At 69.0% G+C, this 15,494-nt stretch carries 15 protein-coding genes; 6 read left to right on the forward strand and 9 right to left on the reverse strand.

Features of this window, described 5'->3' with window-relative positions; all coding sequences use genetic code 11:
- Positions 1-4 precede the first annotated feature (4 nt).
- On the reverse strand, positions 5-1,270 hold the full coding sequence (locus tag BM417_RS21000) for a Gfo/Idh/MocA family protein (RefSeq protein ID WP_093596855.1): 1,266 nt from the start codon (positions 1,268-1,270) through the stop codon (positions 5-7).
- A 115-nt stretch (positions 1,271-1,385) separates the two neighbouring features.
- On the opposite strand from BM417_RS21000, the gene BM417_RS21005 reads away from it, so the two are divergent.
- Positions 1,386-2,291, forward strand: coding sequence for a nucleoside hydrolase (locus BM417_RS21005; RefSeq protein WP_093596858.1), 906 nt, complete (start codon positions 1,386-1,388; stop codon positions 2,289-2,291).
- Between the two features lie 58 nt (positions 2,292-2,349).
- Positions 2,350-2,835, forward strand: coding sequence for a hypothetical protein (locus BM417_RS21010; protein WP_093596860.1), 486 nt, complete (start codon positions 2,350-2,352; stop codon positions 2,833-2,835).
- A 57-nt stretch (positions 2,836-2,892) separates the two neighbouring features.
- Here the strand turns inward: BM417_RS21010 and BM417_RS21015 are convergent, their stop codons facing one another.
- From BM417_RS21015 to BM417_RS21025, 3 genes are all read right to left on the reverse strand, one after another.
- Positions 2,893-4,359, reverse strand: a complete 1,467-nt coding sequence (locus BM417_RS21015) for a hypothetical protein (protein ID WP_143138737.1) — start codon at positions 4,357-4,359, stop codon at positions 2,893-2,895.
- A 226-nt stretch (positions 4,360-4,585) separates the two neighbouring features.
- A complete protein-coding gene (locus tag BM417_RS21020; protein ID WP_093596866.1) occupies positions 4,586-5,056 on the reverse strand; it encodes an NlpC/P60 family protein in 471 nt (156 codons plus the stop codon).
- A 24-nt stretch (positions 5,057-5,080) separates the two neighbouring features.
- The gene (locus tag BM417_RS21025; protein ID WP_093596869.1) at positions 5,081-5,593 is read right to left on the reverse strand and encodes a GNAT family N-acetyltransferase; all 513 of its coding nucleotides are present in this window, start codon (positions 5,591-5,593) and stop codon (positions 5,081-5,083) included.
- A 77-nt stretch (positions 5,594-5,670) separates the two neighbouring features.
- On the opposite strand from BM417_RS21025, the gene BM417_RS21030 reads away from it, so the two are divergent.
- Complete coding sequence (locus BM417_RS21030) at positions 5,671-6,117, forward strand: winged helix-turn-helix transcriptional regulator (protein WP_093596872.1); 447 nt, start codon at positions 5,671-5,673, stop codon at positions 6,115-6,117.
- Positions 6,118-6,203: 86 nt separating this feature from the next.
- The gene (locus BM417_RS21035) at positions 6,204-7,664 is read left to right on the forward strand and encodes an alkaline phosphatase family protein (RefSeq protein WP_093596875.1); all 1,461 of its coding nucleotides are present in this window, start codon (positions 6,204-6,206) and stop codon (positions 7,662-7,664) included.
- Between the two features lie 5 nt (positions 7,665-7,669).
- Here the strand turns inward: BM417_RS21035 and BM417_RS21040 are convergent, their stop codons facing one another.
- Both BM417_RS21040 and BM417_RS21045 read right to left on the reverse strand, forming a co-directional pair.
- Positions 7,670-10,660, reverse strand: a complete 2,991-nt coding sequence (locus BM417_RS21040; protein WP_177320515.1) for an AfsR/SARP family transcriptional regulator — start codon at positions 10,658-10,660, stop codon at positions 7,670-7,672.
- 91 nt (positions 10,661-10,751) lie between these two features.
- Positions 10,752-11,354: a TetR/AcrR family transcriptional regulator gene (locus tag BM417_RS21045; RefSeq protein ID WP_245822050.1), complete on the reverse strand. Its 603-nt coding sequence runs from the start codon at positions 11,352-11,354 to the stop codon at positions 10,752-10,754.
- 63 nt (positions 11,355-11,417) lie between these two features.
- On the opposite strand from BM417_RS21045, the gene BM417_RS21050 reads away from it, so the two are divergent.
- Together BM417_RS21050 and BM417_RS21055 are read left to right on the forward strand one after the other, a co-directional pair.
- Positions 11,418-11,864, forward strand: coding sequence for a hypothetical protein (locus BM417_RS21050; RefSeq protein ID WP_093596880.1), 447 nt, complete (start codon positions 11,418-11,420; stop codon positions 11,862-11,864).
- Positions 11,851-13,065, forward strand: coding sequence for an aminotransferase class V-fold PLP-dependent enzyme (locus tag BM417_RS21055; protein WP_093596883.1), 1,215 nt, complete (start codon positions 11,851-11,853; stop codon positions 13,063-13,065). The genes BM417_RS21050 and BM417_RS21055 overlap by 14 nt, the downstream gene beginning before the upstream one ends.
- On the opposite strand, the gene BM417_RS21060 is transcribed toward BM417_RS21055, so the two are convergent.
- The 3 genes from BM417_RS21060 to BM417_RS46910 form a co-directional block, all read right to left on the reverse strand.
- Positions 13,049-14,113: an Hsp70 family protein gene (locus tag BM417_RS21060; RefSeq protein WP_093596886.1), complete on the reverse strand. Its 1,065-nt coding sequence runs from the start codon at positions 14,111-14,113 to the stop codon at positions 13,049-13,051. The two genes, BM417_RS21055 and BM417_RS21060, sit on opposite strands and share 17 nt — an antisense overlap.
- A 56-nt stretch (positions 14,114-14,169) precedes the next feature.
- Positions 14,170-14,646, reverse strand: a complete 477-nt coding sequence (locus BM417_RS21065; RefSeq protein ID WP_093596889.1) for a DUF2716 domain-containing protein — start codon at positions 14,644-14,646, stop codon at positions 14,170-14,172.
- Positions 14,647-14,734: 88 nt separating this feature from the next.
- Positions 14,735-15,394 (reverse strand): SecDF P1 head subdomain-containing protein, encoded by a 660-nt coding sequence (locus BM417_RS46910; protein ID WP_143138738.1) that lies wholly within the window; start codon positions 15,392-15,394, stop codon positions 14,735-14,737.
- Positions 15,395-15,494 lie beyond the last annotated feature (100 nt).

Raw genomic sequence — 15,494 nt, forward strand, 5'->3', positions numbered from 1 at the left:
CTCCTCATCTAAGGTCGATGACGTCGACGACGTGGACCGGTTCCCCGGTCTCGAAGCTGCGGTTGGCGGCGAAACCAGTCAGCAGCGAGAGCGTGCCGTCGTAGTGCGTTGCCTTGCGTCCCAACGGGTCTTCCTGCCCGGGCGGGCCGTACAGCGCGTCGACCATGCGTTGGTCGGCGCCACCGTGCCCGTCCCGGTCGTACTCCAGCGGGATGTCCTCGCGTTCTTCGAACAGCCGTTGCACGGACAACTTCGCCCAGCCCTGCTCCGGGTTGGCGTTGACGCCGTGCACCGCCGGGTTCTGGCTCGACACCCAGGAGTTCTCGACGACTTCGAGTTCGAGACGCCCCTTGCTGCCGTTGACCATCAGCCGGTAGCCCTCCCACGGCGAGTAGGCCGTGAGGTGGTAGGTGAGGTTCGCGCCGCTCGCATAGCGGACGACCACCGACATGTCGTCCTCAATGGACACACCGGGCTCGAACGGGTTCTGGTCGCGCCGGTAGCCGTCCTCGTGTTTCGCGTCGAGGTAGAGCTTCCTGAGCCAGTCGTTCTGCTCCAGCCTGATGTCGAACCGGTCGTCCTGGGCGTAGCCGTGGCGCTTGCCGTTTTCCTCGCCGTAGAAGAACAACCGGCCGTGCGCGTACACGGTCTCGGGCACCGAACCGACCCACCAGTTGAGCAGGTCGAAGTGATGGGTCGCCTTGTGCACCATGAGACCGCCGGAGTTGGCCTTGTCGCGGTGCCAGCGGCGGAAGTAGTCGGCGCCGTGCCGGGTGTCGAGCAGCCACTCGAAGTGCACGGACCCGATCTCGCCGACGGCGCCGTCCGCGAGCAGCGCGCGCACCTTCTCGTGGATCGGGTTGTAGCGGTAGTTGAAGGTGACCGTGACGTTGCCGTCGTTGCGGTGCACCGCGTCCAGGATCTTGCCGGCCGACGGGACGTCCGTCGTCATCGGCTTCTCCGTCACGACGTCACGACCAGCGTCGAGCGCCTCCACGATGTACGTGTCGTGGTGACGGTCGACAGTGGTCACGACGACGACGTCGACCCGTTGCTCGTCGAGCATCTTGAGGAAGTCGGCCGCGTCGTACGCGGGAACCGGCTCGACCCCCAGTTCCGCGAGCCGGTCGTTGTGGACGGTCATCCTCGTGCGGTTCACGTCGGCGAACGCGACGAGCTCGCAGGTGGCCGCGTGTTCGACCGCGATGGCGTGGATGTGCCGCTCGGCGCGTGATCCCGTGCCGACCACCGCGTAGCGCCTGCGAGCCATCTCCAGCCTCCCCTGCAAACGTTTTCCTCACGCTAGTCGCACCCGCCCTGACCTCGTCAAGACCTCGCGGAAACGTTTTCAGCTGTTTCATGGACATGAACGGAAGGATGGATCCATGCCGACTCCTGTGGTGCTCGACTGCGACCCCGGCCACGACGACGCGATCGCGATCCTGCTCGCGGCCGGCTCACCCGAGATCGACCTGCGCGCGATCACCACTGTGGCCGCGAACCAGACTCTCGACAAGGTCACTTCGAACGCACGACGGATCTGTTCGGCCGCCGGAATTTCGGTGCCGATCGCCCGCGGGTCCGCCCAGCCGCTCGTGCGTCCGCTGTACGTCGCCGAGGACATCCACGGCGAGTCCGGAATGGACGGTCCGGCGTTCGGCGCGCTGTCCGTCGGCGTGGTGCAGGAGCACGCGATCGACGTGATGCACGCCCACATGCCGGCGACGCTGGTGGCGACCGGAGCGTTGACGAACGTCGCGTTGTACCTGCGGCGGTACGGGCCTTCTGCGGTGCGCGAGATCGTGCTCATGGGCGGGTCGACCGAGCGCGGCAACACCACGCCGTACGCGGAGTTCAACATCTACGTCGACCCCGAGGCGGCGCAGATCGTGTTCACGAGCGGTGTGCCGATCACGATGATCGGACTGAACGTGACGCACCAGGCGTTGGTGACGCCGGAAATCTTGGCGCAGTTGAACGCCCTGGGGTCGCTCGGGCGGATCTGCGGGGAGCTGATGACGTTCTTCGCCACGACCTACCGCGAGGTGTTCGGGTTCGCCGCACCGCCGCTGCACGACCCGGTCGCGGTGGCGCGGGTGATCGATCCTTCGCTGGTGACGTGCGTCGAGGCGTTCGTGGGGATCGAGACGACGGGCACGTTCACGCGCGGCGCCACGGTGGTGGACCTGCACGGACGGCTGGGGCGGGAGCCGAACGCGCTGGTGGCGGTGGGGCTGGACGTGGATCGGTTCTTCGGCCTGGTGATCGACGCGGTGAGGCGGCTCACGTAACAGGGTTGACCATGCGGCGATGATAGGCGCAGGGGAGCATTTTTCTTTGGGGGAAACCATGACCAGCCCTGTCTTCGACGCGCAGCCACACCCTGCCGTCGAGCCGGGAACTCCAGCGGCACAGCTGGAGTTCGACGTCTACACGCCGCCGTTCACGCCGCAGCAGCCGGTGCCCGCGCCGGTCGCACCGGTGCCGCCGCCGAAGCCGAAGAAGACCGGCATCGTCGTGCTGTCGTTGTTCGTGGTCCTGCTGTTCGGCGCGGGTGCCGCGTTCGGCGTGCTCTTCTTCCAGGAGAAGGGCCGCTCCGCCGACCTGTCGAGGCAGGTCGAGGGCAAGGACCGCGAGATCGCGGACCTGACCAAGAAGGCCAAGGACAGCAAGGAGGACACCGACCGGGCCGTTGCCGCGCAGAAGAAGGCGGAAGCCGACGCGGCCGGCTCGCAGAAGTGCAGGGACGCGGCGAAGGCGTTGACCGAGTCGCTCGTCGCGAACGACCGGAACAAGGGCCAGACCGCGATCGGGGACCTGCTGGTCCAGTGCTGATCTGAGCGAAAGGGCCGCGACTCGGAGTTCGAGTCGCGGCCCTTTTCTCTGCCTGGATCAGCTGATGCTCTTGTCGCCGAGCACGGCCCACTGGCTCCAGCCGGCCTTCTCCTTGTAGAAGCGGCGCACCAGCTTGCCGTCGTCGGTGCGGGCGAAGACCTCGACGGTCTTCGTCTGCGCGTGGTACATCGCGCTCGGCGGCTCGGAGACCTTGGTGGTGCCGAGCTTCGCCCACGTGGTCCAGCCCTTGTCGCCGGCGCGGGCGTGCTCGACGAAGCCGCCCTCACCGAGCTGCACGACGTCGATGGATCCGGTCGTCGAGTTGAAGACGGCCGACGGCGCGCCGGTGCCCTTGCCGCCCAGCGTCGTCCAGACGCCCGCCGCGTACTGCTCGACGCTGCCGGACTCGGTGCGGACGAAGACCTGGTCGACGGCGACGCTCGGGTCGCTGACGATCTTCTTGTCGCCCTGGTCCGACCAGGCGTTGCCGTCCCACTTGATCAGCTTGCCGTCGGCGGAACGCGCGTAGACGTCCTTGTCGGCGACGGCCGGGTTGCCCTCGATCTTGCGGTCGCCGACCGGCGCCCACTTGTCCGTGAAGCGGAGCAGCAGGCCGTCCGCGCCGCGGGCGAGCACCTCGACGGCCTTGGTGCTGTCGTTCCACGTCAGCGTCGGGTCGCCCGCGACGGCCGTGTCGCCCAGCGCGCGCCATTGGCCGTCGACGCGGCGGTAGACCTTGTCGTCCGTGCCGCGCGCGAACACCTCGACGATCTTCGTCTGCGGGTTCATCAGCGCGACCGGGTCACCGGCGAAGAGCTCCGGCCCGAGCTGCTGCCAGCCGTTCCAGCGGCTCGTCTTGTGAAAGTTCGTGATGATCGTGCCGTCCGTGCCGCGCGCGAAGATCTCGAGCTGCTGCTGCCCGGTGTTCGAGATCTGCGGGCCCGCGTCGACGACGACCTTGTCCGTCACCGGCGTCTCGCTGCCGGAGCCACCGCTGCCGGCCTCGAGGATGTTGTTGTAGCGCAGCGGCACGTACTGGCGAGCCGTGGCGGCGCTCCACACGCGCTGCACGGTCCTGCTGCCGTCCGGCCCGGCCTGCTCGCGCACGATGGGCCGCGTCTTGGCCGCGTCCGCCCAGCCGATGAACAGCGCGACGTGGCTCAGGCGGTCGTTGAGCGCGTCGCCGGGACGCAGGTCCGCCCAGTCGATGCGGTGCGCGACCTGCTCGAGGATGTGCGTGGTGTAGGAGATGCGCAGGCCCCAGGCCATCGAGACGAAGCCGGAGCAGTCCGTGCGGTAGGCGCCGTACTTGTTGCCGAAGCAGTCGCTCTGGCTGTACGGCACGCGAGCGCTGATCCACGTGCGCGAGCGCGCCAGGATCTCGCTGCGCGTGATCTTGGTGTTGGCCTCGTAGTTCCCGCAGATCACCCCGCCCTCGGCGGCGACGGCGACGTCCGGCATGGCCAGCGTCGAGCCGAACGTGATGGCCGCCGCTGCGACCGCCAGCATCCCCCACCGTTTCATGCCGGTCACGTTAGCAAGGCGGTGTGAAGTTTCGGTCCGGTCGAACGTCGGATGTTCCTGTCGATCGGACAGGTTTCCGGCGATCTTGAACTGGCGGTGAAGGAGCGGTTGCCCGCGGTCGGAGTGGCGGTTGTTCACAGGTTCGGCCTGGCCTTCCGGGGGTCTGCTCGCACGCGTCGTCGCCAGTTGCATCGGAACAGTGGCCGATGCGGTTACGCCACCCGCCTCACTCGGTGGACTCCAACACGCTCAGGTACCGGCGCGGTACGTACAGCTGCGCTCCGGTCTCATATGGATAGGTGACGGCGCGCAGCCGCGTGCGGTTCCCCCCGGCCTGCTCGTAGGCCCAGTACCGTCCCGGCTCCTCCGCCCACGCCGCGAAGATCACGACGTGGCGGGTCAGGCTGGTGCCGTCCGTGCGGACGACCACGTCGCCCGCCCGCAGCTCGGGTGCGGTGATCAGGCTGCTCACCACGGCGAGGCCCGGGGTGTCGAAGCCGCCGTGCCGGTCCTCCGGTTTGCCCGGCAGGCCCCACGCCATCGACACGAAGCCCGAGCAGTCGGCGCGGTAGATGCCGTGTTCGTTCTGGTGGAATCTCGTCTGGCTGTACGGGACCGAGTCGCGCAACCAGGAACACGCGCGCTCCACGATCTCGGAGCGGAGGATGAGGCGGCCGGCGGCACGTGCGGTGGTCACGGGGCCATCGTCGGGGCTTGATCTCTAAATCTCCTGCAAGCTTTCTATAAGGTCGGCGTCGCTGATCTCGGCGGTCACCCAGGCGAGCGGGTAACTGAGCTGGATCGTGTCGATCTCCCTGGTCATCCGCACGCCGGGCAGCACCTTGCGCACCAGCGCGAGCATCGCGTGGTTGTCGGGCAGGACGTCGCCGCGCAGTTCCGCGACGCCCATCCGCGCCGCGACCGAGGTCAGCTCCTCCAGCAGCAGACGGCCCACGCCGCGGCGTTGCCACAGGTCGACCACGGCGACCGCGATCTCCGCGCCGCACTCGCCGGTCTTGATCACCCGGGCGATGCCGATCGGGTCGCCGCCGACGCGGGCGCAGACGGCCGCGTGACGTTCACCGTCCACGTCGACCAGGACCCGGCGGGCGGACGCGGTCAGACGGGGCGTCGGCGAGTGAAAGCGCAGGTAGCGACTTCGCGCGGACAGTCCTTCGAACACCGCGTCGACAGCTTCCGGCGCGGTGTCGCGGTTGAGCTCGGTGACGCGCATGAGGATCGACCCCTCTGAGTTCGGAATCCGAACTGTAGCTGAGTTCGAAAATCGAACGCAAGGGATATCCTGGAGTCATGCCGTACTCGAACTTCGCGAGCATGCCCTGCACGCTGAGCCGCCCCGCGGCGCTGCTGGGCGAACGCTGGACGCTGCTGCTGCTCCGCCAGATCTTCCTGGGCACCCGTCGCTTCGAAGACTTCCAGGCCACGATGGACATCTCGCGAAGCGTCCTGACCGACCGGCTGAACGTGCTGTTGCAGGAGAACGTGCTCAAGCGCGTGCCCTATCACGAGGACGGCCGCACACGGCACGAGTACCGCCTCACGGAGAAGGGCCGCGACCTCTATCCCGTGCTGATGGCGCTGCGCACGTGGGGCGAGAAGTGGATGGCTCCGGACGAAGAGGAGTCGTTCCACCTGCACCACCGCGACTGCGGCGGCGGCGTGCGGGCGAAGGTCGAGTGCACCGAGTGCGCCGCCGAACTGACCGCGCGCGACGTGCAGGTGACGGCCAGGCAGTGAACTTGTACTGACAACTGTCGAAGCCCGGGTGAACTTAAGACGCACTCCATTGCTGAAGACGGTTGCAGACAGCAAGTCTGCCTGTCATGACAAGAGCTGCTCTTGCGTTACTGCTGCCTCTCCTGCTGGTGACCCCGGCTGCCGTCGCGGCCCCGGCGAAGACGCCCAAGGTGCTCGTGATCGGGCTCGACGGCGCCCGGTACGACAAGCTGATCAGCGCCGACACCCCCAACATCAAGGCGCTGCTGAACCGCGGCTACGGCGCCCGCAGCGCGCTGTACGGGTCGGGCATGGCCCAGACCTCCAGCGGCCCGGGCTGGTCGACCATCCTCACTGGCGTGTGGCCGGACAAGCACAAGGTCAAGGACAACTCCTTCTCCGGCAACGCCCTCACGTCGTACCCGAGCTGGCTGGAGCGCGCGAACACCGCGAACCCGGCCCTGTCGACGTACGCGGCCGTGGACTGGAAGCCGATCAGCGACCAGATCCTGCGCACCGGCCAGGACCGCAAGTACGTGCTCGACGGCGACGCGGCGGGCTACACCGGCTCGGACGAGAAGATCACCGTCGACGCCGAGCAGCACCTGAAGACCGACGCCGCCGACGCGTCGTTCGTCTACCTCGGCCAGATCGACATCGCGGGCCACAACAACGGCGCCGACTCCTCCCAGTACGCCGCCGCGATGCGCACGAACGACGCGCAGATCGGCCGTTTGGTGCGCGCGATCGAGTCGCGGCCGTCGTACGCGTCCGAGGACTGGCTGATCATGATCACCACCGACCACGGCCACACGGCGGCGGGTGGCCACGGCGGTGACTCGCCCGAGGAACGGATGACGTTCGTGATCTCCACCGGTTCGGCGCGCCCGGCGGTCGCGCCGAAGCTGGTGGACGTGGCCGCGTCCGCGCTGAAGCACCTCAACGTCTCCGCGTCGCTCGACGGCTACGCGCTCGGCACCGCGCCGGTCGACCCGTTCGACTCGGTGACGCTGAAGCCGCGTCAGGACGAGACCGGGGTGCCGGCGAGCGTTCTGGGCTGGACGCACCAGGGTCCGGCGGGCTGGACGGTGACCACGGCGTCGTCGATGCCGCAGGGTGTCGCGGAGTGGCAGGGCTGGTCGTTCACCACCGACGACTTCTGGACCCGCACCGCGCCTTCGCAGTCGCGTGAGGCGAACGTGCGCGCCCGTGGTGTCTTCGCCGTCGCCGACCCGGACGAGTGGGACGACAAGGGTGCGCCGTCCTCGCGTGGCAAGTTCGACTCGACGCTGACCTCGCCCGCCTACGACGTGACGGGCAGGTCGAGCGTGAAGCTGGACTACTTCTCGCACTACCTGCAGGAGGGCACGCAGCGCGGCACGGTCAGCGTGTCGTTCGACGGCGGCGCGGAGCAGGTCGTCCGCACCCACAACGCGGACGGTCTCGCCCAGCAGATCTCGCTGAACGTGACCGTCCCGTCCGGTGCCCGCACGGCGCGCGTCTCCTGGCGTCTCTTCGACGCCGGCAACAACTGGTACTGGGCCGTCGACGCCCCGCGCCTGTCGTAGGACGTCTACAGGGCTGAGCGCCACTCCCCGGCGCTCAGCCCCGCCAGTTCCTTCGCCTCCCGCGCGCCCAGCGACGCGAACAACTCCCTGGCACGCGACCACATCTCGTCGTCCGCGGTCGCCGCCGCCAGGTCACGCATCGTGCGCGCCTGCCAGATCGGCAACCCCAGCACGGTCCACTGGTTCAGTGCGTCCAGGAGCAGGTCCGCCGCCGCCTGGTCACGTCCCTGCGCCAGCGCGAGCTCGCCGAGCGTCCTGGTCATCAGCGCGATCCCGAACCGGTCGCGCTGACGGGTGCAGACCTCCAGGCACTCGGCCAGCAGGTCGTCCACGCCCTCCAGCTCGCCCGTCCGCAGCAACGCCTTCGCCAGCGCCTGAACCGCATACGTGGCACCGAGTTCGTCGCCGGCCTCGCGCAGGATCTGCTCGGCCTCCCGGCTCAGTTCCACCGCCTCCGCGAACGCTCCCGCCGCCCGGTGGCACAGGCTCAGGCCGCGCAACGCCAGCGCCTCACCACGCTTGTCCTCCTGCGCCCGGTAGAGCTCCACGCACCGTTCGAACGCCTGCGTGGCCTCGGCCAGGTCGCCGTGGTCGCGGCGGATCGCGCCGACGCCGTAGCTCGCCGCCGCGACGACCCCGTCGTCCCCCAGCGCGATCGCCTTGTCCAGCAGGTCGCGGGCCAGGTCGAACTCGGCCAGGTCGCGCCGGACCGTGCCCATGCCGACGTAGGCGACGGCGAGCGTCTCGGGTTCGTCGATGTCGGCCGCGATGTCCGCCGCCTGCTGGAAGTTCGCCAGCGCCGCCGCGAAGTCGTCCTGCTCGTACCGCAACTGCCCGAGCCCGGCGAGCAGCACGGCCTCGGCCCGCCGGTTGCCGCGTTCGCGCGCCGACCGCAGCGCGACCAGGTGGGTGCGCTGCCAGTTGCCGAACTGGTTGCGTGCCGCGAAGGGCGACGACAGCAGCGACGTGATCACGGCCGTGGTCAGCTCGTCGACCCCGAGGTCGTGCGCGCGTTCGACGGCTCGGACGACCGCGTCCGTCTCGGACTGGAGCCAGCCGGTCGGATCCTCCTCGACGTCCTCCCCCAGCCGCGGGTCCACCTCGATCTCGGCGTGCAGCCGGGGCCGCAGCCCCAGCGTCACCCGCGGCAGCTTCTTCGACGCGGTCTCGACGAGCGCGAGCCACGTCTCCAGCAGGCGCGAGACGGCCTCCGCGGCGGGTTCGCCCGACGCCTGTTCGGCGCCGAAGAGCTGCACCAGATCGTGGAACCGGTAGCGCACCCGGCCGATCTGGTCGACACCGGCGACGTCCACCAGACGCAGGTCGACCAGGTGCTCCACGACGTCTTCCGCGTCGTACGGCGAGATGTCCAGCAACGGTGCCGCGACCCACGCACCGAAGTCCGGCAGGTCGAGCACCGACAACAGGTGGAAAGCCCTGCGGTGCAAGGGGTCCAGCTCGGCGTAGTTCAGCTTGAGCGACGATCGGATCGCGAGGTCGCCCATCTCCAGTTCGTCGAGTCTTCGCCGTTCGTCGGACAACCGCTTCGCCAGCGTCTTCAACGGCCAGTGCGGCCGCGCGAGCAGCTTCGCGCCCGCCGCCCGCAACGCCAGCGGTACACCACCGCACAGCCGCGCGATCCGTTGCGCCGCTTCGGGTTCCGCGCCGATCCGCTCGTTGCCGACGATCCGCCGCAGCATCTCCTCGCTGATCTCGTCGCTGAGGAACCCGAGCTCGACCGGCTCGGCGCCCTCCAGCCCGGTGAGCCGGCTGCGGCTGGTGATGATCACGAAGCAGTTCGCGTTGCCCGGCAGCAACGGCCGGACCTGCGCCTCGCCGCGCGCGTTGTCGAGCACGATCACCAGCCGCCGATCCGCCACGGTGCGCCGGTACAGCTCGACGCGCTCGTCCGGTGCGGTCGGCTGGTCCTGGCCGGGAACGCCGAGCAGGGCGAGGAACCGGCCGATGACCTCCTGCGGTTCGAGGTTCCGCCCGCCACCGCGCAGATCCGCGAACAGCTGCCCGTCAGGGTACGACTTCCGCAGCAGGTGTGCGGCGTGCACGGCCAGCGCGGACTTGCCGGCGCCACCGAACCCGGACACCACCGCGATCGGCGTCGCGGTGCCCGCCTCCCGCCCCTCGGTGAGGCCGAGGACCTGCTTCAACGCCTCCTGGCGGCCGATGAAGTCGCTGATGTCGGGCGGCAGGTGATGCGGGACGACCTGCTGCGTCGTCACCGCCGAGGGGGCCGGCGCCACCGTCAGCTTCGGCGGAGCGATCTCCAGGGTGCCGTTGAGGATCGCCGAGTGCAGTTCCCGGAGCTTCTCGCCGGGTTCGATGCCCAGTTCGTCGAGCAGGTGCTCACGGGCGTCGCGGTAGACGTGCAGCGCGTCCGCCTGCCGTCCGGCTCGGTGGAAGGCCCGCATGAGCAGCTCACGCGTCTCCTCCCGGGTCGGATGGGCGTTCGCGAGCGCCGACAGTCGCGTGATCGCGTCCTCGACCCGGTTCTGCGCGAGCTCGCAGCGGCCGAGCCCTTCCTCGGCGCTCAGGCGGGACTCCTCGAGCGACAGCGCGTGCCCGCGGGCGAACTGCGCGTCGACACCGTGCAACGCCGGCCCGCGCCAGAAGGCGAGTCCGTGCTGGTAGTGCGTGATCGCGGTGGCGTGGTCGCCGGCCCGCTCGGCCTGCCGCGCCGTCGTCAGGTGCTTCTGGAACAGCTCGACGTCGCTGTCCAGGTCGAGGAGGTACCCCGGCGCCCTGGTGACCAGCGCCGTGCCGACCGCGCGCCGCAACGACGACACGTAGGTGTGCACCAACGCGCCCGCGGTCTGCGGCGGTGACTCCTCCCAGATCAGATCGATCAGCCGTTCCACCGGCACCACCTGACGCGGCTGCAACAGCAACGCGGCAAGCAACGTCCTCGGCTTCGGCCCGCCCAGACTGACCTGTCTGTCGCCGACCCAGACCTCGATCGGCCCCAGTACGAGCGCTCGCACGCGCGCACCCCCCATCCCCCCAGAACTGCGGTGTGCCTAGGAGAATGCCTCATTTCCGTTGATCGCGACACGTTTTACGGGACGCGAAGTATCAGCGCAGCGAGTCGAGGTGCCTGCGCAGCAACGACACCGTGAGGTCCGGCGTCATCCGGTCCGGGTGCAGCACCCCGTCGACGGTGAGGCCGTTGAGCAGCGACGCCAGCCGTTCGGACTCCAGGGCGACGTCGTGCGTGGCCGCGACGGTCCCCGCCTCGGTCATCACGGTCAGGGCTCGGCGGCAGAGCACGCGCAGGCCGTCGTAGAGCCGTTCGGCGTGCGGCACGAGCGACGGACGGGTGCGGGCGGCGGTGACGAAGGCCAGCCACAGCACGGCCTCGTCGCGCCGGCGGTCGTCGAGCGGGAGCACCTCGGAGAGCACGCGTTCGGCCGGGCGCCTCGGGTCGCTTCGATCTTTGAGCGACTGCACGTGAGCGACAACGCGCTGGTCTGTCGAGTGGATGAGGGCCTCGACGGCGAAGATGATCATGTCGTCGTGACTGTCGAAGTAGTGCCGGATCGAGCCGATCGCGAGACCCGCCTCCACCGCCACGTTGCGCAGTGAGGCCTGTTCGACGCCGTCACGCACGACCACGCGGAACACCGCCTCGGCGACGGCTTGGCGACGGGCGACGGGATCGACGACTCTCGGTGACACCTCTCTTTTGTAGCATGACCCTGCTAGTTTAAGTAGCATGGTCATGCTACTTAGGGGGACGCAATGACATATCTGCTGATCGCGGCCGGTGTGCTGTACGTGCTCGTGCGCCGGTTCAGGGGGGAACCGCTCAACGCCAGGGACCTGCTGGCGCCGCCCGCGTTCCTGCTGTTCTTCGGCATCCGCGCGATGGAGGAGTTCCATCTGATCTACCTGCTCCCGCTCGCCGCCGGGTTCGCTTTCGGCGCGTTCAGGGGCCTGACGATCAGGTTGTTCGAGCGCGACGGCCACCTGTGGCAGCGGTACACGCCGTGGACCTTGCTCGTGTGGGTGACGTCGATCGGCGCGAGTTTCGGCCTCGCGTTGCTGCTCGACCACCACGCGCCGACGCAGCTCTCCATCGGCGTGAGCATGCTCGGCGAGCTGTGCACCGTGGGCGCCAAGGCGTTGAACACCGGACTGCCGTTCGCACCGGAGAAGCTGTCCAATGGGCGGTATGGATCGTCGTGACTTCCTCGTGGGGGCCGGGCTGCTCGCCGTCGCACCGACCGCGTCGTCGGCCGCGCAGGGAGTGGACTGGGGCGCCGTGCGCCGCGAGTTCCGGCTGGACCCCTCGCTGACCAACCTGGGCCTGTTCTACCTGGCGTCGAACCCGCGCGAGGTGCGAGACGCGGTCGAGGAGTTCCAGGTCCGGCTCGACGCCAACTCGCACGACCTGATGCCCGACCAGGCACAGCAGGTCGCCGTCGCGCTCGGTCAGTACGTCGGCGGCGCCGCGGACGACATCGCGTTCGTGCCCAACACCACCATCGGGCTCTCGATCGTCTACGGCGGCCTGAAACTGCGTGCGGACCAGGAGTTGCTGCTGGGCGACCAGGACCACGCGTGGCACCAGCAAGCGGCCAGGCTGGCGGCGTCGCGGGTGGGCGCGAAGGTCAGGATCGGCACGCTCTACGAGAACCCGGCGAAGGCCACCGAGGACGAGATCGCTGGGCGGCTGCAGAACTCGATCACGCCGCAGACCCGTGCCGTCGGCATCACTTGGGTGCAGTCGAGCACGGGCCTGCGGATGCCCGTGCGAGCGTGCGCTTCCGTCGTCGCCGAGGCCAACAAGGGGCGTGCACAGCAAGACCGCTGCCTCCTCGTCGTAGACGGCGTGCACGGACTGGCCGCCGTCGACGACGACGCGGCGCGCATGGGCGCCGACGTGTTCGTCGCCGGCACGCACAAGTGGCTGTTCGGGCCGCGCGGCACCGGCATGGTGTGGGTGAACCCCGAGGTGAGCGGCGAGATCGTGCCGCTGCTGCCGAGCCTGAGCGACCGCAGCCAGACGGCGTCGCTCGGGCCCGGCGGCTTCCACGCGTTCGAGCACTACTACGCGGTGCAGGCGGCCGTGCGGTTCCATCAACGCCTCGGCCGCGACCGAGTGGCGTCCCGGATCACCGAGCTGGCCGGCCGTTTCAAGGACGGGCTCGCCGAGATCCCCGGCGTCGTCGTCCACACGCCGCGCGCCCCGGCGACGTCGGCGGGCATGGTGTGCTTCGACGTCGCCGGCCACACCGGCCCGGAGGTCGTGGAACTGCTGGGGCGCAAGCAGATCCAGATCACCACGGCCTCCTACCGGATCCCGTACGCGCGGATCGGCACGTCGATCCTCAACACCCCGGAGGAGATCGACCGGACGTTGCGCGAGATCAGCGCCCTGGCTTGACGAGCCGGGGCAACTCGGCCGTTCCGGGCGCTTCGAGCTGCACGCTGGTGTTCTCCATCTTCACCTGAGGCCGGTTCATCGCGTCGTGCGCGAACCACCCACCACCGAGAACGAGCACGAGCAACCCGGCCGCGACGAACGGAGTGGTCGGAAGCCGCCGCTTCGGCTCGTCCTCCACGCGCGGCTTCGGCACCTCGACGGTGGCCTGCTCCGCGGGTTCGGGCTCCAGCTGCCTGGCTTCGAGATACGCACCTGTCGCCGCCGCACCGTCCGGCGCCCGCATCACCGGGATGTGCAGCCGTTGCGCGATCTCCTTGACCACCAACGGAATCCGCGACGACCCACCCACGAGCAGGATGACGTCCGGCAGGCACAACCCGGCACCGCCCGCCACGCGTTCCAGCGCGTCGACCACCAACTCGACCGACGGCCGGATGATCGCCTCGAACTCCAACCGGCTCAGCCTGACCTCGCGCACCTCACCATTCGTTGCGACGTAAGGAATCCGCACCTCCGGATAGCTGCCGAGCAACTCCTTGGCCTCGACACAGCTCTGCACGAGCTCACGGCTGTGCGTGCCGATCTTCGCGATCACGTGCTCCGCGACCAGCTCGTCCAGGTCGAAGCCGCCGACCTCAACCCGTTCGGGCTGCCCGGCCAGCAACAACACACCTTGCTTGCGCAACACCGTGATGTCACACCCGGTCGCGCCGAAGTCGAACACCGCCACCGTGCCGTGCTCAGGCATCTGCGCGTCAGCGTCGAACGCGATGGCGGCAGCATGCGGCGCAGGCACGAACAACACGTCCGCGCGGCCCGCCTCGATGAGGTCGTGGCGCAACTGCTCAAGATGCTCGTGCGGCCAGCACATCGGATGCGTCATGGCGACCCGGCTCGGCGGCTCCCCGTACCGATGCGTGAGGTCGTCGAGAACGTTCGTGATCTCCCTGGCCGGCGCCTGCTGACGCCGCGCGTTGGTCGTGACGCCGCGGTCGGTGGCGACGGTGATGCCTGCGGATCCGAGATCGAGCCCAACCTGGTACGACATTGCGGGTCACCCCTCACTGCGGACACCCACAACACGTACGTCTCAGTTGGCCTGGTTCAGTTTTTCTTGCCGCCGGTGCGCAGACGCGGCATCAGCGCGTCCAGTTCGTCGCTCACCTCGGCGAGGAGGTCTTCGCCCCAAGCGCACAGCGAGTCCTCCCACGGATGCCCGAACGTGCCGAACCGCAGGTCGTATGGCGTGTTGATGGCGTAGTCACCGTCGGGGATCGCCGACTGGAGCCATCGCGGCTGGCCAGGTCCGTCCACCCGATGCAGATCCGCCGCGCTGCCCAGGTGGTACGGGTCGGCGAAGAAGATCAGTTCACCGGGCTGCACGCAGGCCTTGAGCGCTCGCCGGACCGCAGGCGCGGCCTCGTCAGCCGCGTCGAGGAGGTTCGACCAGGTGACGGAGTCCGCAGGCTCGGTGATGCCGGGGAAGTCGTGCATGCTCGCGTTGAACTCGAACCGTTGTTTGAAGCGCTCCAGCAGGTCGCGGTACTCGGCTTCGCCGACTGGCCTGATGGCCGGCAGCATGATGAGCTCTCCCTTCGGTGCCCGGCGGAACGTGCGAACCGCGGTCAGCTCACGAAAACCTTGCCGCGCAAAGAGATCGCGTACTGGATCATCGCCCGCTCAACTGGTTCGCGAGCTGCTCCGCCTCGTCCGCCGTGAACTTCCCGGAGATCTCCGCGGTGCCACCGGTGATCGCCCCCTGGACGGTGGGCGCGCTGAGCACCCGCCCGTTGATCAGGATCGCGACCTGCCTGCCCACGTTGGCGGTCGTGAAGTCACCCCAGGTCTTCGCGCCCTCCGCGTCGAACTCGACCGTCACGACGTGGCCGCCGTACTGGCTGAGGCCGGCCGTGGCCTCGGTGATCCGGCCGCCGTCGAGGAAGACCGGGCCGAGGTCGTACCTGAACTCGCCGGCGTCGCAGGTCACCAGTGGGGCGGCCGCGTCGTCGTTGCCGAGCAGCGGATCCGGCGCGGTGCAGTCGAACGTGTCGAGTGCCTGCTTGCGGGTGGTGTCGTCGGTGCTCTGTCTGGTGGCGCGCGCGGACTGTGCCGCGGGGTCGTCGGCCTTGTTCTGCGGCGCCGGGTAGCCGGACGACGGCTTGGAGGTCGGCGCCTCGCTCTCCACCTTGCGGAACGTCAGCTTGCCCGTGAGCCACGCTTCCCTGGCCGGCGTGCCCGGCTCGGTGGCCGTGCAGGCGGCGACGGCGAGGAGCATCACCACGGCAAGGGTCTTCATGCCGTTGGCATACCACGCGACCACCGCCCGCATCAGGCGAATTGCAGCGCCATCAGCCGTTCTGCCGCGCCCCTTGCACCGTCCGTGCGCACCTGCTGGTTCACCTCGTCGATGAGCGCCGAGCGGCGGGCAA

Origin of the sequence: Lentzea waywayandensis (assembly GCF_900115955.1) — a bacterium.
Taxonomy (GTDB): domain Bacteria; phylum Actinomycetota; class Actinomycetes; order Mycobacteriales; family Pseudonocardiaceae; genus Lentzea; species Lentzea waywayandensis.